At 61.7% G+C, this 19,879-nt stretch carries 23 protein-coding genes, 4 tRNA genes and 1 other RNA gene; 14 read left to right on the forward strand and 14 right to left on the reverse strand.

The window, feature by feature from the left end:
* Both rpmF and VGG89_03945 read right to left on the reverse strand, forming a co-directional pair.
* Window positions 1-207: a 50S ribosomal protein L32 gene (gene rpmF / locus VGG89_03940; GenBank protein ID HEY1975673.1), complete on the reverse strand. Its 207-nt coding sequence runs from the start codon at window positions 205-207 to the stop codon at window positions 1-3.
* Complete coding sequence (locus tag VGG89_03945) at window positions 173-673, reverse strand: DUF177 domain-containing protein (GenBank protein HEY1975674.1); 501 nt, start codon at window positions 671-673, stop codon at window positions 173-175. Before VGG89_03945 ends, rpmF begins: the two co-directional genes overlap by 35 nt.
* Before the next feature lie 124 nt (window positions 674-797).
* On the opposite strand from VGG89_03945, the gene VGG89_03950 reads away from it, so the two are divergent.
* The 4 genes from VGG89_03950 (at window position 798) to VGG89_03965 (ending at window position 2,147) form a co-directional block, all read left to right on the forward strand.
* Window positions 798-1,412: a transglycosylase SLT domain-containing protein gene (locus VGG89_03950; protein HEY1975675.1), complete on the forward strand. Its 615-nt coding sequence runs from the start codon at window positions 798-800 to the stop codon at window positions 1,410-1,412.
* 11 nt (window positions 1,413-1,423) lie between these two features.
* Window positions 1,424-1,753, forward strand: coding sequence for a hypothetical protein (locus tag VGG89_03955; GenBank protein HEY1975676.1), 330 nt, complete (start codon window positions 1,424-1,426; stop codon window positions 1,751-1,753).
* The gene (locus tag VGG89_03960; GenBank protein HEY1975677.1) at window positions 1,750-2,010 is read left to right on the forward strand and encodes a hypothetical protein; all 261 of its coding nucleotides are present in this window, start codon (window positions 1,750-1,752) and stop codon (window positions 2,008-2,010) included. The genes VGG89_03955 and VGG89_03960 overlap by 4 nt, the downstream gene beginning before the upstream one ends.
* Window positions 2,011-2,070: 60 nt before the next feature.
* Window positions 2,071-2,147, forward strand: a tRNA-Ile gene (locus VGG89_03965).
* Between the two features lie 85 nt (window positions 2,148-2,232).
* On the opposite strand, the gene VGG89_03970 is transcribed toward VGG89_03965, so the two are convergent.
* Together VGG89_03970 and VGG89_03975 are read right to left on the reverse strand one after the other, a co-directional pair.
* Window positions 2,233-2,379, reverse strand: coding sequence for a hypothetical protein (locus VGG89_03970; protein HEY1975678.1), 147 nt, complete (start codon window positions 2,377-2,379; stop codon window positions 2,233-2,235).
* 16 nt (window positions 2,380-2,395) lie between these two features.
* Window positions 2,396-2,755, reverse strand: a complete 360-nt coding sequence (locus VGG89_03975) for a hypothetical protein (GenBank protein HEY1975679.1) — start codon at window positions 2,753-2,755, stop codon at window positions 2,396-2,398.
* Between the two features lie 338 nt (window positions 2,756-3,093).
* Between VGG89_03975 and VGG89_03980 the strand changes: the two genes are divergently transcribed.
* Window positions 3,094-3,216, forward strand: a tRNA-Ile gene (locus tag VGG89_03980).
* A gap of 49 nt (window positions 3,217-3,265) precedes the next feature.
* Here VGG89_03980 and VGG89_03985 read toward each other — a convergent pair.
* Complete coding sequence (locus VGG89_03985; GenBank protein ID HEY1975680.1) at window positions 3,266-5,071, reverse strand: multicopper oxidase domain-containing protein; 1,806 nt, start codon at window positions 5,069-5,071, stop codon at window positions 3,266-3,268.
* A gap of 301 nt (window positions 5,072-5,372) precedes the next feature.
* Between VGG89_03985 and VGG89_03990 the strand changes: the two genes are divergently transcribed.
* The gene (locus tag VGG89_03990; GenBank protein ID HEY1975681.1) at window positions 5,373-6,134 is read left to right on the forward strand and encodes a hypothetical protein; all 762 of its coding nucleotides are present in this window, start codon (window positions 5,373-5,375) and stop codon (window positions 6,132-6,134) included.
* A 17-nt stretch (window positions 6,135-6,151) separates the two neighbouring features.
* Window positions 6,152-7,189, forward strand: a complete 1,038-nt coding sequence (locus VGG89_03995) for an alpha/beta fold hydrolase (GenBank protein ID HEY1975682.1) — start codon at window positions 6,152-6,154, stop codon at window positions 7,187-7,189.
* On the opposite strand, the gene VGG89_04000 is transcribed toward VGG89_03995, so the two are convergent.
* From VGG89_04000 to VGG89_04020, 5 genes are all read right to left on the reverse strand, one after another.
* Window positions 7,186-8,355, reverse strand: a complete 1,170-nt coding sequence (locus tag VGG89_04000; GenBank protein ID HEY1975683.1) for a choice-of-anchor tandem repeat GloVer-containing protein — start codon at window positions 8,353-8,355, stop codon at window positions 7,186-7,188. The two genes, VGG89_03995 and VGG89_04000, sit on opposite strands and share 4 nt — an antisense overlap.
* A 78-nt stretch (window positions 8,356-8,433) precedes the next feature.
* Entirely contained in the window at window positions 8,434-9,783 is a 1,350-nt protein-coding gene (locus VGG89_04005; protein HEY1975684.1) for an alkaline phosphatase family protein, read from the reverse strand.
* A 40-nt stretch (window positions 9,784-9,823) separates the two neighbouring features.
* Window positions 9,824-10,123, reverse strand: coding sequence for a hypothetical protein (locus VGG89_04010; GenBank protein HEY1975685.1), 300 nt, complete (start codon window positions 10,121-10,123; stop codon window positions 9,824-9,826).
* 29 nt (window positions 10,124-10,152) lie between these two features.
* A complete protein-coding gene (locus VGG89_04015; protein HEY1975686.1) occupies window positions 10,153-11,496 on the reverse strand; it encodes an alkaline phosphatase family protein in 1,344 nt (447 codons plus the stop codon).
* Between the two features lie 28 nt (window positions 11,497-11,524).
* Window positions 11,525-11,600, reverse strand: a tRNA-Ala gene (locus VGG89_04020).
* Window positions 11,601-11,775: 175 nt separating this feature from the next.
* Between VGG89_04020 and VGG89_04025 the strand changes: the two genes are divergently transcribed.
* From VGG89_04025 to VGG89_04035, 3 genes are all read left to right on the forward strand, one after another.
* Window positions 11,776-11,851: transfer RNA gene (locus VGG89_04025), tRNA-Ala, on the forward strand.
* A gap of 60 nt (window positions 11,852-11,911) precedes the next feature.
* An RNA gene (rnpB, locus tag VGG89_04030) (RNase P RNA component class A) lies at window positions 11,912-12,280 on the forward strand.
* A 37-nt stretch (window positions 12,281-12,317) separates the two neighbouring features.
* Window positions 12,318-12,722 (forward strand): hypothetical protein, encoded by a 405-nt coding sequence (locus tag VGG89_04035; protein HEY1975687.1) that lies wholly within the window; start codon window positions 12,318-12,320, stop codon window positions 12,720-12,722.
* Here VGG89_04035 and VGG89_04040 read toward each other — a convergent pair.
* Complete coding sequence (locus tag VGG89_04040; GenBank protein HEY1975688.1) at window positions 12,719-13,111, reverse strand: DUF2203 domain-containing protein; 393 nt, start codon at window positions 13,109-13,111, stop codon at window positions 12,719-12,721. The two genes, VGG89_04035 and VGG89_04040, sit on opposite strands and share 4 nt — an antisense overlap.
* On the opposite strand from VGG89_04040, the gene rapZ reads away from it, so the two are divergent.
* Window positions 13,112-13,966, forward strand: a complete 855-nt coding sequence (gene rapZ, locus VGG89_04045; GenBank protein ID HEY1975689.1) for an RNase adapter RapZ — start codon at window positions 13,112-13,114, stop codon at window positions 13,964-13,966. It abuts the gene before it with no gap.
* Between the two features lie 8 nt (window positions 13,967-13,974).
* The gene (locus VGG89_04050; GenBank protein HEY1975690.1) at window positions 13,975-15,333 is read left to right on the forward strand and encodes a gluconeogenesis factor YvcK family protein; all 1,359 of its coding nucleotides are present in this window, start codon (window positions 13,975-13,977) and stop codon (window positions 15,331-15,333) included.
* Here VGG89_04050 and VGG89_04055 read toward each other — a convergent pair.
* A complete protein-coding gene (locus tag VGG89_04055) occupies window positions 15,294-15,626 on the reverse strand; it encodes a carboxypeptidase regulatory-like domain-containing protein (GenBank protein HEY1975691.1) in 333 nt (110 codons plus the stop codon). The genes VGG89_04050 and VGG89_04055 overlap by 40 nt on opposite strands.
* A gap of 37 nt (window positions 15,627-15,663) precedes the next feature.
* On the opposite strand from VGG89_04055, the gene VGG89_04060 reads away from it, so the two are divergent.
* Together VGG89_04060 and VGG89_04065 are read left to right on the forward strand one after the other, a co-directional pair.
* Window positions 15,664-17,070 carry a cystathionine beta-synthase gene (locus VGG89_04060; protein HEY1975692.1) on the forward strand — a complete coding sequence of 469 codons (1,407 nt, stop codon included), beginning with the start codon at window positions 15,664-15,666 and terminating at the stop codon, window positions 17,068-17,070.
* Between the two features lie 34 nt (window positions 17,071-17,104).
* Window positions 17,105-18,262 (forward strand): cystathionine gamma-synthase, encoded by a 1,158-nt coding sequence (locus VGG89_04065; GenBank protein HEY1975693.1) that lies wholly within the window; start codon window positions 17,105-17,107, stop codon window positions 18,260-18,262.
* On the opposite strand, the gene VGG89_04070 is transcribed toward VGG89_04065, so the two are convergent.
* Together VGG89_04070 and VGG89_04075 are read right to left on the reverse strand one after the other, a co-directional pair.
* Window positions 18,259-18,849 carry a hypothetical protein gene (locus VGG89_04070; protein HEY1975694.1) on the reverse strand — a complete coding sequence of 197 codons (591 nt, stop codon included), beginning with the start codon at window positions 18,847-18,849 and terminating at the stop codon, window positions 18,259-18,261. The genes VGG89_04065 and VGG89_04070 overlap by 4 nt on opposite strands.
* The gene (locus tag VGG89_04075) at window positions 18,846-19,874 is read right to left on the reverse strand and encodes an alpha/beta hydrolase-fold protein (GenBank protein HEY1975695.1); all 1,029 of its coding nucleotides are present in this window, start codon (window positions 19,872-19,874) and stop codon (window positions 18,846-18,848) included. The genes VGG89_04070 and VGG89_04075 overlap by 4 nt, the downstream gene beginning before the upstream one ends.
* Between the last annotated feature and the right edge of the window lie 5 nt (window positions 19,875-19,879).

Here is a 19,879-nt window from a genome sequence, read left to right on the forward strand (position 1 = left end):
CTAGTCGTGGTCGTGGCCTGCGTGCTCGTTACGAACCTCGACGACCTGGCGGCCGTCATACGTTCCGCACGACTCGCAAGCGAAGTGCGGACGCTTGGGTTGATGACACTGTGGGCATTCGACCGTGGTGACCGGTTCGAGCTTCCAGTTCGCCGCGCGGCGGCTGCGCGTTTTACTGCGCGGCGTCTTCCATTTTAGATTTGCCACGTGAGTCTCCGTTGATACACGGGCAGTTGCCCGCGTTGAGGTTTGCTCCGCACGTCCCGCACAGACCGCGGCATTCTTCCGAACACCGCAAACCCATGGGCAGCACGCTGAGCACGTTTTGCTGCGCCAAGTCTGCAACGTCGAGCCGGTCACCGGCCAAGACGTTGCCCTCGCCGAAAGGATCTCCGTCGCGTCCGGCCACCGGGTCGAGACGCTCGTCGACGTCGACGTGCACGTCCCGGCTCGTGTCTTCCAGACACGACACGCACTGACCACGGGCCGCCGCGTCGACCGTCCCCTCGATCGTCACAATACGGTCGGCATATCGAAGCTCGAGATGAACCCGGGCGGGTTCGGGAAAGCTGGTCCCCTCGAACGGCTCGATCGGCACCTCGTCGTCGATCGCCATAAGCTGGCGCCCGCCCCCGAGAAGCCCGCCGATATCCACTTTATGACTGCGGTCCATGATACCAATGCGGTCGCAGGATGAGGGCCCCACCTCGAGGCGGGGCCCTCAACTACGACCCCGACATTCTAGAGCCCGTGCGTTGGCCTTGTCAAACACGGCAGTCGGAGGGATAGAGCGGCGTATGAACGTCGATCTCACCGCTGGACAGCTCGCCGCAGCGGGCGTTGCCTACGCTCCCCAAATCGCCACCGCCGCGGCGCGGCACGGACTCGATCCGGACTTGCTCGCCGCCGTGGCGGCTCAAGAGACGGGCGGCCCGGGCGCTAATGCCGGCCGGAACGTGGTGGGCGACGGCGGCCACGGTCACGGGCTGTTTCAGATCGACGACCGGTGGCACGCCTTCGCCTCGACGCCCCAGGCCATGGACCCGTCCTCAAATGCCGATTACGCGGCCGGGATGCTCCAAGAGCTCATCGGCCGCTATGGCAACGTGCGCCAGGCCCTAAGCGCCTACAACGCCGGGAGTCCGGCTGCGACGGGCACGCAGACGCAATGGCCTGACGGGCAGCGTTTGGGCTACGCCGATTCCGTGATGCGCCACTACGACGAAATCTCCGGGGATGTGCCGCCGCCGGCCGGGCCCGCGCCTGCGCAGCTGCCCGAGACCGCCGAGGCATTAGCATCTCAGTCCCCGGCCATGCCGCAGTTGCCGGCGCCGTCACAGCCGCAAAGCTACCACCGTCAGGAGACCGACTACACCGGCCTCTTCGATTCCGACGATTCCACCACCGTATAGGAGGGCAGACCATGGCATTTTTGCTTCCGATCCTCGAAGGCGCGGGCGCCGGGCTGCTCGGCAACGCCGTCGGCGGACTCTTCGGCGGTGCCGGCGGCGCGGCCGAAAACGGCGCAATGAACGCGCTGAACTCACAGGACGAGAGCTTCCAGCTCGGGATCTACGCGTCCGAGATCCAGAATCAAGAGCAACTGCAGATGCAGTCGGAGGTCTTCGATCAGATGATGGACGAGCGCAGCGAAAACATGCGTGAGGTCGACACGCTTCGCAACGTCGACATGGCCCAACGCAAAGCCGACGACTCGATCACCAAGAAGTTCATTCAGAGCATCACCGAATGAGCGCGCCGCTTCTTCCGCCGCGCGGCGATCGCACCACAGCGGTGCGCGCCGCGGCGGCGCGTCCGGCGGCCGGCGCGCCGCCTTCTGACCTCACCGCCGAGCAGCAGGCGCAAGTCGCCGCGCAGCACGCCGCCTTCGACTTCCAGGCGGCGGAGTCGGCCGAGATGCTGCGCGAGCATGAGGCGCTCCAAGCCCTCATGATGGAGCAGCTCAAGAACGAAGACGAGATCATGAAAAAGTGGATCGCGCTCATCTGAGGCGGCCAAGAGGACTCCGCCCCGCGAATATGCTATAATCCAGCCTTCGTTCCGCGCCCCGGGCCATTAGCTCAGTTGGTTAGAGCGCATGCTTGATAAGCATGAGGTCCCTGGTTCGAACCCAGGATGGCCCACCATTTGATGAAAAACAAACCTCCGGCGTGCTCGGAGGTTTTCTCATTCTTGACCCGCTCAGGGGTCAAACGCGGGGTCAAAACTTCGTCAGAAAGCCGCATGTCCGCGACAGACCATCTTGGTGATGGAACTGTCGGCTTTTCGCAGCGCCGTATCGACGTTGCGCTGCGTATCGACCCCGCGCATATTCTCGCTGCGCTCGTCCATCATCTGATCGAATATCTCGGATTGCATTTAGGCGCTCGTGGACTCACGCCGGGCGGAAGAACCCGATGAGGCCGCCCTTCGCCTCCCCCGTCGTCGCGTCAATTTCAAACGGAGTATTAGGACCCAACTCCTCGTGGCTGCCGCCTTTGGGAACCCAGGCCATTCCACGAACGATCCCGTTCGAGTAGCTGAGATCGCGAATGCCGTCTAACGAAACGCGATCGGAGATCCAAAGGATATTGGTGCCGTCGAAGGCACACACGTCCGTTTCGTCGGCGAGAAACATTTTGCCACCGACAACGTCGGACGCTGCACAAGTTAGCGGCAACGCCGGCAACTCCGACACGTCCTCAGGATTACGAACGTCGAGCACGTAGCCTACACCGCGAACCCTGACGCCCATGACGTGGCGATTCGGCGTAGTAAAAATGCAAGGCGCCCCCGTGCTCCAACGCCCGGTAAATCCACGCTTCCAGGCTTTGCCATCGTCAGTCGTAACTTCCACTTGAACGACGGCGTCCGGGTCTACTCCCGTCGCGGCTTCAATCGTACGAACTACAGACGTTCCCGAATGGGGGATGATTCTCGCCTCGTAAGCGTGGGCAAAGCCACCAACGATAACACCCTGGTCTAACTCCATTGGCGGAGGCGTGCGGCTGTAGCGACCTCGGTTCCTCTTTGCGGCGGGTCAGTCACGCCGTAGTCCAGCCCTCCCAAAGACGGCGTCCTCAGTCGCTTGAGGGGTCAAATGAGGGGTCAGACTGGACTGCTCGCAAGAAAACCCCTGCAAAATAAGGGCCGAAATCGCGTACCGTCGTGCTTGATAAGCATGAGGTCCTGGTTCGAACCCAGGATGGCCCACCATTAAAAGAACCTTGCTTGGCAAGGCTCTTTTTTTTACCGGATTCGATCGCTAGACCATCAAGATGTTCTGCATCATGCCCGTGTCTTCGTGGGGCAGCACGTGGCAGTGCCAGACGGTCTTGCCGTACCACTGTTTGAATCGAACGCGAATTGTAATACTCCCGTTAACGCCGCCGTTTGCGGGCGGCACCATGAACGTATCCCAGATCTCCGGGGGATCGACGGGCTGATCGTTGATCGCGATCACTTGAAACGAGTTTTCGTGCAAGTGGAACGGGTGGATTTCGTCGTGCGCGTTCTCGATGCGCCACTGCTCGCAACTTCCGACCTTCGGCGCGCTTTCGATGTCCATCTCATCGTAGAGTTTTCCGTTAATCGTGAACGCCACGCCGAAGAGCAGATCGGTTCGATTGAGCTGCTCTGCAAAGACGAACTTGCGATACTCGCGAACGCGGCTCTGGGGAATGAGGGGATACTCGCGCGACGGCTTCGGGAGCTTCTTCGGGATGCTCATATCTACGGCGTTCCCTCGAACCACGAAACGTGCGAAGTTCAGCTTGGGGATTAACCTAAAATAGAGACCCTCGTTCGCCATCGACGCAAACGTGTACGTTCCGGGGTCGGCAGGCGCCTTGAACAGAAACTCGACACGGTTGCCCGAGCTCGCGATCATCATCGGGGCGGTCAGGAGATTCTCGTGGGTAACCACCGTCGTGCCCTTGCCGCTCATGTCTTTACTTTGGGGCTTTAGAAGATTGACGCCGTCGAACCCAATAAGCCAGCTTTCGAAACCGGGCAAGATCAAGGGCAGGGTCAGATAGTTTGTTCCGTTGAGAAAGCGCAACCGGACTACCTCGCCCGGCGAAACGTAAAACGTGGGAGCTGGGTCCACCGGCGTGTACGTGGCGCCTCCCTTAGCGCGGTTATCGACCCAGTATCGCCCCGCGTTGCCGCCCGCTTGAATGACCTCGATGTTACCCGTTGACCGATTCCTTTCGAGCGCGGTAACGGTCATCATCGTAAATTTCGTCGACAGGAAGTAACCGCCGTTTTTCGGGGCTCGATAGGCGATGTAATCGCGAGAATACGTCTTGCGCTTCCCCCTCACGGGGTTGACGTCCAGCGTTTGCACGACGAGCGTGATGTCGCGTGCGGCCGCAATCTCCGGTACCTCATCGATTGGCCCGCGAACGTAAATCAGCCCGGCCATTCCGTTGCTCACTTGCACGTCGGTCGATCCGTGGTGATGCGGATGATACCAGTGCAGGCCGCTCGGGTGATCCTTGGGGATCGGGAAGCTGTAGTCGTAAGTTTGGCCCGGCTCGATCGCGATCATCTCGGCGTTTGGGTTGCTCGTCCCAAGCGGTTCGAAAAGGTGCGGGACCGTCTGAAGTCCGTGAACGTGCAGGTTTGTCGTATTGAAATCGTGAGGATTGTTCATCGCGTTGAGCGCAGTCGCGGGCCGATGCGGCCCGTGAAAGTCGGGGTCCATGGCCTCCATCATGTTCTGCGGCTGCGGAACGAGTTGCGGGGGGCCTTGCGTAACCTTTGGATTCGGCGGAAGTTTGTTGACCATACGAACGTTAAGCGTGTCGCCCGGCTTCACCGTCCAGGACGGCCCAACCGTCGTGTTGGGATTGGCCATGTCGCCATAGGTGCGCCCACGCAGCTTGTAGCCGCCGGAGAACGTTGTCGTGACGTACTCCACGTTGAGCAGAAACGATTTCTTTCCGTTGGGGAGTAGTATCTCTTCGCCCTGCGTAATGAGCGATGGCCCGAAACGTCCGGCGGTGGACGAACACGCCGCGATCGCGGCAGCAGAAAATCCCGTAATGATAAAACGGCGGCGGTCCAATATGTCCCTCCAATAAAACTCCCGGCTATGACCTTCAAAGTTCCGTCGCCACCGAGCCATCCCCTGGTTGCATCCACCGCTTCCCAATTGGCGAGCGAGCATGCTTGCCTGCCGACTGACACGCCGACCAAACGACAACATCGCAGGCCAACTCAACCGCCGCAACAAAGCGCAATCCGTCGACGTTCCGGCGAGGAGGCATCGCATGCGTTTGAACCTCGGTCGCTTTTTTGTACTCGTTATCCTAGCCGCGCCGTCAGCTTGCAGCGGCCCAGCCGCACATGAAACCCCCTCGTTCGCGGTGCCGTCAGTCGACCGGACGCAGCGCACCCCAGAGTCGAGCGTTCGGTTCTGGGTTTACAACTCCACAGCGAAGACGTTCCAACAGGGCGAGCTCGGCGGCTATTGCGTTCCAACAATGGCCGCTCGAGACGTCAAGCCGGGCACGACGATTGAAATTGTCGGTGTCGCGTCGGGCTGTCTGACTCTGGCGGCCTTCGACGTCCGGCTGCGCGATGTCGCAGCCGGCAAATCCATCTACTTTTCGGCGAACTACGAGACGACGGGCGGGATCTTCTCGCAAGCGAAGGTCCGATCGACCTCGGTCCCCTACACGGGCGTCTGCACCAATGTCGACCCCGAGGCGGCCGTCCTTTATATCTCCACGAGTGGCTGCGGTGGTGGTGGCGGAACGATTGCGAAGTCGCAAGGACCTCAGACGTTCACCCTTCGCATCGACAACCGGACCGGCATCGATCTCGTCGGCAAGACGGTCTGGTCCTACTGCACGAGCACGAAGCTTCAAGGTTTCTTAGGCGCCGGAGGAACGCTGATCGCGGGCATCGCGACGAAAGGGGGCTCGCAGGCGTGCAAGCACATCGCCAACTTCGCTACGGACTACTACGAGCTGCATTCCGGTAACCTCGTCGAGGAAATCGAGTGGACCTTTACCGCACCCCACAAGACCCAACTCGCCGTCGACGGCTTCAAGGGGTATTGCGCGAGATCTCATCCAAAGGAACTCGTGCGTTTCTATAAAGCCGGCATCAACGGGTGTTATTAAGCTCGATGTTCACACGCGTGCTCGTAGCCCTACTCGCAAGCTCGCTCGTCGTCCCGGTGCCGGTCTCCACGACGCCGCAGCCCGATCACTACGGAAAACTGGCGAACCGGCAGTTTCTCGTGCGAACGCCGCAAGGGAGCGGCTACGCGCTGTATTTTAGCAACGGCTCGCTCGACGGCAGCGCCGGCGCCACGCGCGCGCTGATCATCGTGCATGGCGTACTGCGCGACGCCGACTACTACTACGATACCGGTATCATCGCCGCCGCGGCCGCACACCGGCTCGATCGCACGCTCGTCATCGCACCGCAGTTTGTCGAACCAAAGGATATCGCTGGGCGTCCGCTTCCGGCGAACACGCTGCGCTGGAGCGGCCGGTGGCCGGGTGGTTCTGACGCGATCGCGCCGGCGCCCATCAGTACGTACGACGTCTTCGATGCGATCGTCGCTCGTTTGTCCGACAGCCGGCGCTTTCCACACATGCGCGACATCGTCATCGCGGGCCATTCGGCCGGCGGACAGATCGTCCAACGATACGCAATCGTCGGTAAAGCTCCGCAACTCGACCCCGGCTCGCGCGTACCGGTGCGACTCATTATCTCGAACCCATCGTCGTATTTGTACTTTACGGATTGGAGACCGTTCCCGCCGCACAACTGCGCCGATTTCGACCAGTGGCGTTACGGCTTGCGGGGCGCACCCCGTTACGTCACCGGAACGCCGGCACAACTCGAGGCGCGCTACGTCAAACGCAGCGTCACGTACTTGATGGGCGAAGCCGATACCAACCCGCACGAAGACGATCTAGATCGAAGCTGCGGCGGCGAGGCGCAAGGTCCGTATCGGTTCGCCCGCGCGAAATACTTTATCAAGTATATCGCTGGGCGTCATCCCGAGGGCACGAACCAGGAGTATGCGTTCGTTCCCCACGTTCACCACGACAACCGTGGAATGTTCACGTCGCGCTGCGGCATCGGCGTGATCTTCGATGCTACGTTGGAGGCGTGTCGCGATTCAGGGGCGGTGACTCCGGCGGCCGTGCGCGTCCTACACTAGGGCGCGAGAGAAAAGATCGTTCCGCAGCCGTTGCCGTACGCGCTGCATCCGCCGCCGTTCTGCGTGGTGCCGTAGAGTTTGCCGCTTAACAGCGTTAACGTGGAAAAGGGCCACGCTCCGTCGGTTCCACCTGCAAAAGCGTGGACGACTGCTTCGTTTCCTTTTAGCGTGACTTTGAACACGATACCCTGTTGATGCGCACCGCCGTTGACGGTTGTGCCATACAACACGCCGTGGACGTTGACGAGGCCCGCGGCCGGATTGGCTCCGTCCTTACCGCTTGCGAACTTGTAAAGTAGGCTTTCCTTCCCCGAAGGTGTCAAGCGGTAAATGGTTCCGTCGTTGTTCATTCCACCGTTATAGGTCGTACCGTAAAAAGCAGCGTCGACATAAATGAGATCGCCGATAGGATCTCCGCCGTCGTAAATCGGTTTGAACGCGTAGACGACGCGCTCTTTCCCACCGCTCGTGATGCTGAAGACGGTTCCGAAGCCACGCGTTTGGTTACCACCGCCTTGCGTCGTGCCGTAGAGTAGGCCTTTAACGACGATTAGCCCGGCTTTGGGATTTGCGCCATCGGGCGCTCCGGTGAAGCTATGGCGCACGCGTTCCGTGCCGCCCAAGGTCACGCTAAAAACGGTTCCCTTATTCTTTGCGCCGCCGAAATACGTCGTGCCGTACAATTCGCCACCATAGACCGTCAGGCGGCCAAGTGGATCGTATCCGTCTTTTCCACCCTTAAAGCTGTACACGACATGCTCTGCTCCAGTCGAATCGATGGCAAAGACGGATCCTTTCCCGTTGGCGCCGCCCGCCGCCGTCGTGCCATACAGCGCCCCTTTGTATACAACGAGAGCAGCTTCGGGCGCCGCGCCGTCGTACACCGATCCGAACTTGTGCACGATGCTTTCGTGCGTTCCATTTCCGTCGATTGCGAAGGCCACGCCATAGTTGTAGCCCCCGTGCGAGGTAGTGCCGTAAAGTCTTCCGTTAAGCGTCGTGAGTCCGGCTAACGGCTGCGAGCCATCGGGCGGGGCGGCAAAGGCATGCACCCGCTTATAGCTCGTCGCATGCGACGCGTCGGCGACGCCGCGCAGCGGCGCGGGTCCGAAACTGCCCGAGCAGCTCGATAGCATTAGCCCCGCGACTGCAAGCAAGCGTCTCATCGTGCCCGATACTACGGCCTCAGGCTAGAAATGTCCCCGTCGCCCCATCGCCACATGCACTCGGCACGCCTCCCCCGCCTATTGATCGTCGACGGGCTCGTTTGATATCGGTTCGCGTTCAAAATACGCCTGCGGAAGCTTGGCCGCGATCGGAACGAACTTACGGGGAGCTTGATGAAAGTCGAAGCAATCCGCAATGCTCGTAGCGCGCGCGTCGGTCGCGTACAACGAGCCGAGCGAAAACGTGTTCTCGACGAACCTCAAGATACTCCCGAACTCGTACTGCGTGTGCGAGACGTAGCCTTTCTTCGCATACGGCGAGATGACGAGCATCGGCACGCGAAACCCTAACCCTTGATAATCGAGCTGCGGCGGCGGGACGTGGTCGAACAGTCCGCCCCAATCGTCCCATACGACGATAATCGCCGTTGAGTTCCAATGCGGACCTTCACCGATGGCGTCGACGACGCGGGCGACCCACTGCGGGCCGGTATCGGGACCTCCGCCAGGGTGATCGGAGTCGTGCACTTGCGGAACGACCCACGTGACCGACGGCAGCATGCCGCGGCGCGCAACCGCGAAGACGCCGCTCGGCGGCGAGATGACGTTGTCTTTCCATTCGTCTGAATACCGTACGGCATCGATCGCGTCGAACGCATTCCAAAGCGCGCCTCCCGCACAGCAAACGTTCGGCGTGTAATATCTCCACGTCAGTCCCGCGCGGTCGATGAGATTCGCCAGCGTCTTCCACTTGAAGCACGGGAATGGCCCGGCGCCCCGTTCGACCTCACGCTTGACGTTAATGAGATTCGTTGCCGTGTGCGCGGAGGCGTCGCAACCCCATGGAGGGTTCGAGGGAATCGGATCGTCGATCACGCTTGCCCACTTGCCGATCGCCGTTCCCCCGGCAACGAGGTCCTGATGGGCCGTGAAACTGCCGCTGGACTGCGTCTGGAACATGTGATCGGCCAGCACGTATTGTTTGGCCATCGCCCAATACGGCTGTATCTGCTCGGGGTCGACGTATCGATAGACGTATTGGCCGATCTGGCCACGATTGCTGCCCGCGTTGGCATTCGCGAAACCGTCCATTTTGCCGCCGTCGTACTCTTTGACGAATGTCGCGTGGACGTGAGCCACATCACGGGTGAGTAAATCGCCTTTGACCAGTGGCACCGTAACCACGCCCGTGGCGGTCTTCATCTTCCCGTGCGTGGCGCCGTCGGCACCCCGAAACGTCGCGAAGAAGTCGTCGAAGCTGCGATTCTCTTGGATCAGAATCACGATATGCTTGATCGGCGACGGATTTGGGCTTGCGACCGTGGGAAGCACCGGTCCGTCCGCGTTTGTCCCGGTCACCGAGCGCGCGCAGCCGGCAACGATCAGTGCGGCGCAGACGGCGAGTGAGCTAGCCAGCGTTTTCACCATCACGATATACGAAGCTGGCGCTTCGCGCCCTTTCGCCGGCCTACTTGCTCTCCCGCGCCTCGCGCGTAAACACCGGCATCAGCAGCCACAGAAACACCATGACGGTCAGAACGCCGGTTTCGAGCATCACGGTTTGATACTCCACGTTGCGAATGCGCGCCGCAACGTAGGCCTTGTGCTCGGCGCTCTCGATGCCGAACTGCGCCAAGGGGTTGCCGGGGTCGATTCCCGGCACGTTGCTTTGGTTGACCCGATCGCGCTGCGCGACGTAGTTAAAGCCGACCAGCGCCGTGGCGCCGAGGAACAGCGCGAGGAGGGCGACGCGAAGTTGCTGGGTCATGGAAGGGGTTTCGCGAAGCGTGCGGCCGGTTACTCTGTGTCGACGGGCTCGGTCGAAATCGGTTCGTGCAGAAAGAACTCGAGCGACTGCGGAGCCGGAATCGTCTTGAAGGCGCGCGGCTTTTGCGAGAAGTTGAAGACGTCGTCGATGCTGCTGACGCCGACATCGGTCGTGTTGAGATGTCCCAAGCCCCAGTTGTCCTCGACGAACCGTAGGATGCTTCCGAACTCGTACTGCGTGTGCGAGACGTAGCTCTTACGCGCGTAAGGCGAGATCACCAGCATCGGAACCCTGAAGCCCAAACCGTCGTAGTACTTTTGCGGTGGAGGGACGTGATCGAACTGGCCGCCCCAATCATCCCAGACGACGATTATCGCCGTGGATTTCCAGTACGGCGAATGCCCGATCGCGTTGGCGACTTGGGCAACCCATGCGGGTCCGTGATCTGGCGGTGAGCCGGGGTGATCCGAGTTGCCCACCTTAGGAATGACCCACGATACGGCCGGCAGCTGCCCCTTCGTTATGTCGGAGAACACGTTGGTTTCCGGCATCGAAACGTTGGTGCCCCATTCCGGGCCGTACCGAACCGCATGAATGGCCTCGAAGGCATTCCAGATTGGGCCGCCGTCGCAGCAGATCGGCTCGACGTAGTACTTCCACGACACGCTTTTAGCATCGAGCAAATCTCGAAGCGTGGGCCAGGTGAAGCACGGGAACGGTCCAACTTTCGTAACGACGTTTTTCGTCTTCTTGTAAATCAACGCTGTTGTGGTAGCCGGGTCCTTCGCGTCGCAGCCTGCGGGATCCGACGACGTGAGATCGATGACGGCGGCACTGGCATTGAGGTGGGTGTTGCCTCGAATCAGATCCTGGTGCGCCGTGAAGCTTCCGCTGCTCTGCGTTTGAAATAAATGATCGGCCAGCACGTATTGCTGCGCCAGCGTCCAATACGGCTTGATTTGGCTTGGATCCACGTACGTATATGCGTTCGTTCCGGTCTTTCCGCAGCCGATGCAGGCAAAGTTTACCAGGCCAAAGCCGTCCATCTTCTTGCCGTCATATTCGGTCAGGAAGGCAGCGTGAAGGTGGTTGACGTCGCGCGACACCAACGGGCCCTTGGTCAAGGGAACCGTAACGACGCCGCTAGCAGTCTTCATCTTCCCGTGCGTCGCGCCGTCCGCGCCCGGATACGTCGCAAAGAGGTTGTCGAAGCTGCGATTCTCTTGAATGAGAATCACGACGTGCTGGATTGGCGAAGCGGTGGACCGATTGACGTGCGTCGCGTTCGGGTGCGGCGGAAGCGGCATACCCGAAGATCCCCCACAGCCGGCGAGGGCCGCCAAAACCAAACCGAACAACGCGTGACGCTTCATCGGTAACTCGATCGCTCCCAAAACGACGTGGTGGAGATGAGGGGACTCGAACCCCTGACCTTCGCCTTGCAAAGGCGTTGCTCTACCAACTGAGCTACATCCCCAAAAAATGCTGCGCATTTTTTGGGGGCCCCTTGCGCTTGTAACAGGCACTCCGCGCTTCGCGCTTCGCGCCCCCCACTCACGTGGGGCCCCCAAACCGCTGCAATCACTGCGACAGCGAAGGCGAGCGCCCTGCAAGGGTTCGCGACGCTGGGCGTGAAGAGAGCCGACCGCGCCGGGGGCATAGCTCAGTTGGTAGAGCATTACGCTGGCAGCGTAAGGGTCAGGAGTTCGAGTCTCCTTGCCTCCACCAGTTCATGCAAGGCGCCCGTTCGGGCGCCTTGCTTTGCTACCTATGTTATAGTAGGTCCGCGAAGTACGCTGGATGATCGCGCTACCCGGCTAGGCCGGGGGTGAGGAAAGTCCGGGCTTCACAGGGCAGGGTGCAGGATAACGTCCTGTCGGGGCAACTCGAAGGAAAGTGCCACAGAAACATACCGCCTGCCGCTTGGCGGGTAAGGGTGAAATCGGGAGGTAAGAGCTCCCGGAGCGACGCGGTGACGCGCGCTCGGGTAAACCCCACCTGAAGCAAGACCGCTCGGCGACCTCGAAAGAGGGGGACGGCCCGTCCCGGCGAGCCACGTCGCACCGAGGTGCGCGGCAACGCGCATCCCAGAGAGATGGTCATCCTCCGGCGGCTCGCCGCGGGAGACAGAATCCGGCTTACAGGCGCACTTCGCGAAACTATATCGACGATCCAAGGAGTTGAAGAGCACATCGTGACCGACCGCAGTTTCACCCCCGACATGACCGTTGACGACGCCTTCCGGCTGCACGCCGGCGCGCGTCGCGTGTTTGCGCGCTTCCATTTGGGAGGCTGCTCGAACTGCGCGATTAGCGAATCGCACACGATCGGCGCAATTAGCGAAGATTATGGAATCCCGCTTCCGATGTTGCTCGAGAGTCTCAACGCACTCTTCGATCAGGGCAGCTTCGCCGTCGGCGACAAAGTCCGCATTCCCGACGATATTCGTTCGAAGATTCCGCAGTTGGCCAACGTGCCCGAAACCGGTACGATCACCGGTCTCGAAAGCGGCGCGTACACCGCGGAGTTCGGCGACGTGCGGTTGCAGGGCTTGGCCGAGGATTTTCTTCCGGTCGAAGCTAGCGCGACTGCCGGCTAAAGCGGTTTCCGCGAGGAAAAGCCTTCGTCGCAGCCGTGCCAGCTTTGCACGGCCGGTTCGCCCGCTTTCCAGCAGAGATACATCGCCTCTCCGGCGCGAATCGCCGGGAAATCGATCAGCCCCAGATCGATGTCTTTGACGATGCAGCCGAAGGACTCGATCCGGTGGATCAGCCGGTGGATCTCCAACTTCAGATCGCCGAACCGTGGCGGCGGAAACGGCGACCGGGCCGCGGCTAGCCGCGCGTGCGGCTGCTCGACGTGGTGCAACGCCGGGTCGGACTCCAGCAGCTTAATGGCCAAATCGCGGCGTTTCGCCAGGAGCTCGTCGACGAGCGGCGTTAGTTTTGGCAGTAAAGCGTTGGCCCGTTCGGGCGAAAATGGTTTCATATGAGTTTGCTGCGTCTCGTCTTCGTCACTGGTCTTTCCGGCGCCGGACAAAGTCAGGCTATTAAATCCTTCGAGGATCTGGGCTTTTACTGCGTCGAGCACCTTCCTCCCGTCGCGCTTGCTGCCACCGTTGCGGCACTCGCGCTGGCCGGGATCGAGAATGCCGCGATCGCGCTCGACGTCCGCGGCGATGATTCGCTCGGCGATCCCTGCGCCGCCGTCGACGATATGATACGTACCCACGATGCGCGGCTGCTCTTTCTCGACGCGCACGACGAGCAGCTCGTGCGCCGCTTTAGTCAAACGCGGCGACGCCATCCTTTGCGACAAGCCGGTTCGCTGGTCGAGGCGATACAGGCCGATCGCCGCCTGCTCGCGCCGCTGCGCGAACGCGCGAGCGTGGTTATCGATACGTCGAACCTCACGCACGCCGGGCTGAAGCAGCGTATCGCGACCGCGTTTTTGCCGGATCGCCCGACGCGTTTGGGCGTCACCATCGTAGCGTTCGGTTTCAAATACGGGCTGCCGACCGACTTAGATCTCCTGTTCGACGTGCGCTTCCTGCGAAACCCGAACTATGAGGAGACGCTCGCCCCGTTGACGGGTGAGAACGCCGCCGTTGCAGCATTTATCGAGAGTGATCCGTCGCTCGAACCGTTTTTGGGCAAGGCAAGCGACCTCATCGACTTTCTCCTGCCGCGCTATCTCGAAGAGGGCAAGACCCAGCTTACCATCGGCGTCGGCTGCACCGGCGGCCGGCATCGTTCGGTGTACGTCGGGCGGCGGATGCTCGAACGCTTACAGGCCGACGGGCGCCTCGAAGTAGCCTTTGAGGCCCGCGACGTGAGACGATAGAACCGACCGTGAAACGCCGCCTGAGTTCTTCGTTGCAATGGCTGGTGCCGGGGCTGGGAATCAAGCGCTGGGCGCTCGTAGCCATTTTCGGTGTTCTGCTGATCTTCGACGCGGTGGCGCGATGGCTGATCGCCGAAGGCAGCGGCATCGACATCAACGAGATCCTCGACTCGATCGTCGACGATTATTTCTCTCCCGCATACCTTACGGCCGTGCTCGCGGTGTTGGGCGTCTTCTTCACCGCGCTGGGATTTCGAATGTGGTCGCGCTCGGTCACGCGCACTCCGCCCGGACGCAGTCCACAAGGCTTCCGCGACGCGTTAACCGGGCTGCGCTTGCAGCAAGGGTACAAGGTCGTCGCCATCGGCGGCGGCACCGGACTCTCCACGCTGCTGCGCGGACTCAAACGGCGCACGAGTAACCTGACGGCGATCGTTACCGTGAGCGACGACGGCGGATCGTCGGGACGGCTGCAAAAAGAACTCGGCGTTCTGCCGCCCGGCGACGTGCGCAACTGTTTGGTGGCGCTTGCTGACGACGAAGCGTTGGTGACCGACCTCTTTCGCTACCGGTTTACCGAAGGCGAAGGTTTGACCGGCCACTCGTTCGGCAATTTGTTTTTGGCCGCGATGAGCGGCGTCACCGGAAATTTCGACACCGCGATCAAAGAGTCGAGCCGCGTGCTCAACATCGTCGGGCGCGTGCTGCCGGCGACTTTGAGCGTCGCGCGCCTGTGCGCCGAGCTCGACGACGGAACGGTCGTCGAAGGTGAGTCGAACATCTCGCAGGCGAGCCGGCCGATCAAGCGGGTCTTTTTCGATCCGCCGCGCGCCGAGCCGCTCGACGAAGTCATCAATGCCATCCGCGGCGCGGATGCGATCGTTCTTGGCCCCGGCTCGCTGTTTACGTCGATTCTGCCCAACTTCTTGGTCGACCGGATCGCTCGCGAAGTCGCCAACGCGCATGCCGTGAAGATGTACGTCTGCAACGTCATGACGCAGCCCGGCGAAACCGACGGCATGTCGGCCGCCGATCACGTAGAAGCGCTGCTGCGCAACTCCGCCGCGCGCGTGTTCGACTACGTTCTGGTCAACGACGAACCGCCTTCGCGATTGGCGGCGCTGTACGCAGAGGAAGGTCAGCTTCCCGTCGCGCCGGATACGGAGCGCATCGCCGCGCTGGGCGTCGAGCCCGTGTGCGCGAGCATCATCAGCGAAACCGAAACCGTTCGGCACGATCCCGATAAGTTAGCGGCGGTCGTGATTTCCGTGATCGATCGCGTCGTCGCCGATCGGGCGACGCTCATGAAACCCGCGAGCGCCTACCGTCAGGGTGAGGCGGCCGCGAGACTGAGATCGAGCTCGTAAGGTTTCGACGGCTCGACCTGCGCCGTTGAAGATAACACCTTGTAGCCTTTAGCTTGCACGGTGTAATCGACGATGCCGCTGGGCACCTTTTCCACCGTAAACTTCCCGCTCGCATCGGTCGTCGCCGTCAGCACGGTATCGATCGTGACCACGGCACCCGCAACCGGCGTTTTCGAACCGGCATCGAGCACCGTTCCGCTGATCGTGGTGAAGCCGGCGGCGGGCGGAAGCGCGTCGGTATTGCACGCCGCGAGCGCAATGGCGGCAAGGAGCGCAACGGGCAGCAATTTCATAGGTGAAGGTGTTCGCCGCGCGGAAGCCGCCGGTCCTATGGCCACCACCGTTCCCTCGGACCGGGCAACCGGTCCTACATACTGTAATAACGCGCTCGAAGCGATCGGAAACACACCGCTCGTCAAGCTCAATAAGGTGACCGACGGCGCTGCGTGTCTCGTTTTGGCGAAAGTCGAATACGTCAATCCCGGCGGCAGCGTAAAAGACCGCCCGGCAATCGCCATGCTCGACGCCGCCGAGAAACAAGGTCAACTCAAGCCCGGTGGAACGATCGTCGAACCCACCAGCGGCAACACCGGAACCGGTTTGGCCATGGCTGCCGCGATCCGCGGCTATCGCTGCATCCTGGTGATGCCCGATAAGATGTCGCGCGAAAAGATCGATCTGCTGCGCGCCTACGGCGCCGACGTCGTCGTCACGCCGACCAACGTTCCGGCCGACTCTCCGGAATCGTACTACGGCGTGGCCAACCGCCTCGCCGCCGAGATCCCGGGGGCGTTTCAGCCTAACCAATTTCACAACCATTTCAATCCCGACGCGCATTACCACTCGACGGGTCCGGAGATTTGGCAGCAGACGCACGGAACGATCACGCACTTCGTCGCCGGCGTTGGGACGGGCGGGACGATTTCCGGAACGGCTCGCTATTTGAAGGAACAAAATCCAAACATCCACGTCGTCGGCGCCGATCCAGAAGGCTCGATCTATTCGGGCGATATTCCGCGGTCGTTTGCGGTCGAGGGTATCGGCATGAACTATCTGCCCGAAACCGTCGATCTGCGCGTGATCGACGAAGTCGTCCGCGTTTCGGACCGCGACTCGTTCCTCATGGCGCGCCGAATTACGCGCGAAGAAGGCTTGCTCGTCGGCGGTTCGTCGGGAACGGCCGCGGTTGCCGCCGTCAGGCTCGCCAAGACGCTGCCCAAAGAGGCGATCGTCGTCGTCGTCTTCCCGGATTCGGGGCGCGGCTACATGTCGAAGATCTTCAACGACGACTGGATGATCGCCAACGGGTTCCTTCCCGACGCAAAGCGGCGCGCGACCGTCGGCGACGTGTTGCGGGGAAAGACGCCGATTCCGCAGCTCATCACCGTCCAGCAAGACGACACGGTCAAGACCGCCCTCGATCTGCTGCGCAAGTACGAGATCTCGCAGTTGCCCGTCATGAACGGCAGCGAACACGTCGGCAGCGTCAACGACATCGGCGTTATGCAGGCCGTCTTCGATCACGCCGACATCGTGCACGAGCCCATCAGCGAGGTCATGGGACGCGCGTTCCCGGTGCTCGAGCAGTCCGAGGAAATCGAGCGTGCCTACAAGCTGCTCACGCTGGCCAACCCGGCCATCGTCGTCACCGACGACGGCGACCCGATCGGCGTGGTGACGCGGCAAGACATCATCACGTTCTTGTCGACAAGCTCGGAAGTCGTTAGGAAAGCATGACCCTTCGACTTCGCTTAGGATGACAGAGTAAGGAATGAAATTTTCAACCAGAGCAATTCACGTCGGGCAGGATGCAGATCCCACGACGGGCGCCACCATCGTTCCGATCTACCAGACGTCGACCTACACGCAAGATCGTGTCGGCGAGCACAAGGGCTTCGACTATAGCCGTACGGTCAACCCTACCCGCGTCGCGTTAGAAAAGCAGCTGGCAGCGCTGGAGGACGGCAGTTACGGCAGCGCGTTTGCCAGCGGTATGGCCGCGACGGCGGCCGTGCTCAACCTGCTCTCGGCCGGCGACCACGCCGTCGTCAGCGACGATCTCTACGGCGGAACCTACCGCCTCTTCTCACGCGTCCTCGCACGCTACGGGTTGCATTTCACGTACGTCGACATGACCGACCTCGAAGCCGTCCGCGCCGCGATCGAGCCGGCGACCAAGCTCTTCTGGCTCGAAACGCCGACCAACCCGCTGCTCAAGCTCGTCGACATTCGAGCCGTCGTCGCGATGCGCAAGCCCGGGCAAATCGTCGCCGTCGACAACACCTTCGCAACGCCCTATTTCCAGCAACCGCTGACGCTCGGTGCGGACGTCGTCGTTCACTCGACGACGAAATACATCGGCGGCCATAGCGACGTCGTCGGCGGCGTCGCGATCACCAACGACAAGGACCTTCACGAGACTATCAAGTTCCATCAGAACGCCGTCGGCGGCGTGCCGGGACCGCACGATGCCTGGCTGACGATGCGCGGCGCCAAGACGCTCGCGTTACGGATGCGCGAGCACGCGCACAACGCGCAAGCCGTGGCCGAGTTCCTGGAGTCGCACGACGAGGTCGCACGCGTCTACTATCCGGGTCTTCCGTCGCATCCGCAGCACGCGCTTGCGAAGCGCCAAATGAGCGGCTTCGGCGGAATGGTATCTTTCGTCTTGACGGGGCCACCGGAGCGCGGACTCGATTTCGCGCATCGATTGAAGTACTTCAGCTTGGCAGAAAGCCTCGGCGGCGTCGAATCGCTGATCTGTCATCCCGCGCGGATGACCCACGGTTCGATTCCGAAGGAGGATCGCGAACGCCGCGGCGTCACCGACGGACTGCTTCGCCTATCGGTCGGCATCGAAGACGAGGACGATTTGATCGACGATCTGACTCAGGCGCTCGCCGCGGTCGCGCCGGTCACCGCCGTTTAGTCGCCGCGGCCGGTCGGATAGCGCACGGCGGTAACGTTCCGCAGCATCGTCCGCGCCTGTTCGCTGCTAACGGCGCCCAGCGTGCCGGCAACCGATAGCACGACGCCGCGCGTTCCGTCTCCCCACACCACGGCGAACTCTTTGCGCGAGTCAAAGCCGCTGCCCATCGTTATCTCGACGAACTGCGCCGGCATGCCGTTGAGCAGCGAGATCGGCGTCTTGTTCTTGATGAGCACGCCGTCCGCGGCGCCGTGCATCTGGCTCTCGAACTGGCCTTCCCACTGCTCGGGTGCGCCTTCGTACGACTCCATCGAGAGATCGATAACGACCGCGTTCTCTTTTCCCGGCCGAATGATCCAGCGAGCGACGGGCTGGAGATCCTGGCCGAGTTGCTGCACGTCGACCTCGCGGCGCCCTAATAAGTACGCCTCGGGCGGCGCCGTGAAGTTCATCCCGGCGTCGGAATACGTATGCGGATCGGGCGTCGGCGTTGGCTCGGCGACTTGCGCGCGCGGAGCGGCGGTCGTTCCCAAGGCGAGAACGAGCGTCGTTACGAGCAGCAGCGCTGCTTCCTTAAATCGTTTCATTCCTTGGTATCCAAAACGGCGGTGAGGGCCGGCAGAGAGACTTCGTAGCGGTAGCCGACATTGCGATGGTCGTCGTCGAATTCCTCGTGCCGCACCTCGAGGCCGAGGTCGCGAATGCGCTGGGTCACCACTCGCGCCCCGATGTCCAGACCGTACTCGTCGCGCCGGCCGCAGTCCAAGTAGCGCAAGCGCAGCCGTTCCAAACGGTCGCGAGCGCCGGCGACTCGCTCGGCCGGGTCGAACGACAGCCAACGGGCAAAGACATCCTCGCGCAGCTCGCCCGTCTTCTTCTCAAAGGGCAGGTCGAGGTCGAAGGCACGGCTCGAGGCGGGCGAATACGCCGCCGCGTAGCCCAACATTTCCATCGTGGAATACTCCGGGCCGGCGCGCTTATGCTTGCGCTCGAACGCGTCGACGAAGGCGCCAATATCGAACTGATACCTCTCGAGCGTGCGGTGCACGTCGGGAAACGCCATCGGATGCGCGTAGCGGAAATACGAATCGCCGCTATGCGACGCAAACGCGCAAAACGTGCCTGGATGCTCGAGAACCAAGTGCATCGCACCAAAACCGCCCGACGACTTGCCAAGCACGGCGCGACCGCCTTCACGCGCAATGGTACGGTAGCGTTTGTCCACGTATCCGACGATCTCGTCGACGACGTACGTCGCGTAGTTGCCGTTGTGGATCGAGTCGACGTATTGCGAGCCGCCCAGTCGCGTAAAGCCGTCGACCGCGACGAGGATCGAGGGCGGCATTCGGCGTTCGGTAACGAGCCTATCGACCCACTGAAACACGTTGGTCTCCCACGGCCGCGAGCCGAGCAGGGCCGCGACGTTGCCGGTGTAGCCGTGCAGCACGTAGAGCACCGGATAGCGCCGCGACGCTTCCTCGTCGTAGCCGGGCGGCACGTACACTGCCAGAGGCCGTTCGCTCGGATCGCCCAACGGGTTTCCTGCGAGCGCCGTGCTTTGAATGAAATCGATACGCAGGTCGCCGCGAAGGCCGAGGAGCTTGGCAAGCATTGGCG

The sequence above is a fragment of the Candidatus Baltobacteraceae bacterium genome (genome assembly GCA_036488875.1).
Classification (GTDB): domain Bacteria; phylum Vulcanimicrobiota; class Vulcanimicrobiia; order Vulcanimicrobiales; family Vulcanimicrobiaceae; genus JAFAHZ01.

What these genes read in the sequence shown, in the direction of transcription:
- VGG89_03945 (HEY1975674.1), bottom strand. Translation starts at nt 673, where the DNA reads ATGGACCGCAGTCATAAAGTGGATATCGGCGGGCTTCTCGGGGGCGGG.
- VGG89_03950 (HEY1975675.1), top strand. Translation starts at nt 798, where the DNA reads ATGAACGTCGATCTCACCGCTGGACAGCTCGCCGCAGCGGGCGTTGCC.
- VGG89_03955 (HEY1975676.1), top strand. Translation starts at nt 1,424, where the DNA reads ATGGCATTTTTGCTTCCGATCCTCGAAGGCGCGGGCGCCGGGCTGCTC.
- VGG89_03960 (HEY1975677.1), top strand. Translation starts at nt 1,750, where the DNA reads ATGAGCGCGCCGCTTCTTCCGCCGCGCGGCGATCGCACCACAGCGGTG.
- VGG89_03970 (HEY1975678.1), bottom strand. Translation starts at nt 2,379, where the DNA reads ATGCAATCCGAGATATTCGATCAGATGATGGACGAGCGCAGCGAGAAT.
- VGG89_03975 (HEY1975679.1), bottom strand. Translation starts at nt 2,755, where the DNA reads ATGGGCGTCAGGGTTCGCGGTGTAGGCTACGTGCTCGACGTTCGTAAT.
- VGG89_04000 (HEY1975683.1), bottom strand. Translation starts at nt 8,355, where the DNA reads ATGAGACGCTTGCTTGCAGTCGCGGGGCTAATGCTATCGAGCTGCTCG.
- VGG89_04005 (HEY1975684.1), bottom strand. Translation starts at nt 9,783, where the DNA reads ATGGTGAAAACGCTGGCTAGCTCACTCGCCGTCTGCGCCGCACTGATC.
- VGG89_04010 (HEY1975685.1), bottom strand. Translation starts at nt 10,123, where the DNA reads ATGACCCAGCAACTTCGCGTCGCCCTCCTCGCGCTGTTCCTCGGCGCC.
- VGG89_04015 (HEY1975686.1), bottom strand. Translation starts at nt 11,496, where the DNA reads ATGAAGCGTCACGCGTTGTTCGGTTTGGTTTTGGCGGCCCTCGCCGGC.
- VGG89_04040 (HEY1975688.1), bottom strand. Translation starts at nt 13,111, where the DNA reads ATGAAACCATTTTCGCCCGAACGGGCCAACGCTTTACTGCCAAAACTA.
- rapZ (HEY1975689.1), top strand. Translation starts at nt 13,112, where the DNA reads ATGAGTTTGCTGCGTCTCGTCTTCGTCACTGGTCTTTCCGGCGCCGGA.
- VGG89_04055 (HEY1975691.1), bottom strand. Translation starts at nt 15,626, where the DNA reads ATGAAATTGCTGCCCGTTGCGCTCCTTGCCGCCATTGCGCTCGCGGCG.
- VGG89_04060 (HEY1975692.1), top strand. Translation starts at nt 15,664, where the DNA reads ATGGCCACCACCGTTCCCTCGGACCGGGCAACCGGTCCTACATACTGT.
- VGG89_04065 (HEY1975693.1), top strand. Translation starts at nt 17,105, where the DNA reads ATGAAATTTTCAACCAGAGCAATTCACGTCGGGCAGGATGCAGATCCC.
- VGG89_04070 (HEY1975694.1), bottom strand. Translation starts at nt 18,849, where the DNA reads ATGAAACGATTTAAGGAAGCAGCGCTGCTGCTCGTAACGACGCTCGTT.
- VGG89_04075 (HEY1975695.1), bottom strand. Translation starts at nt 19,874, where the DNA reads ATGCTTGCCAAGCTCCTCGGCCTTCGCGGCGACCTGCGTATCGATTTC.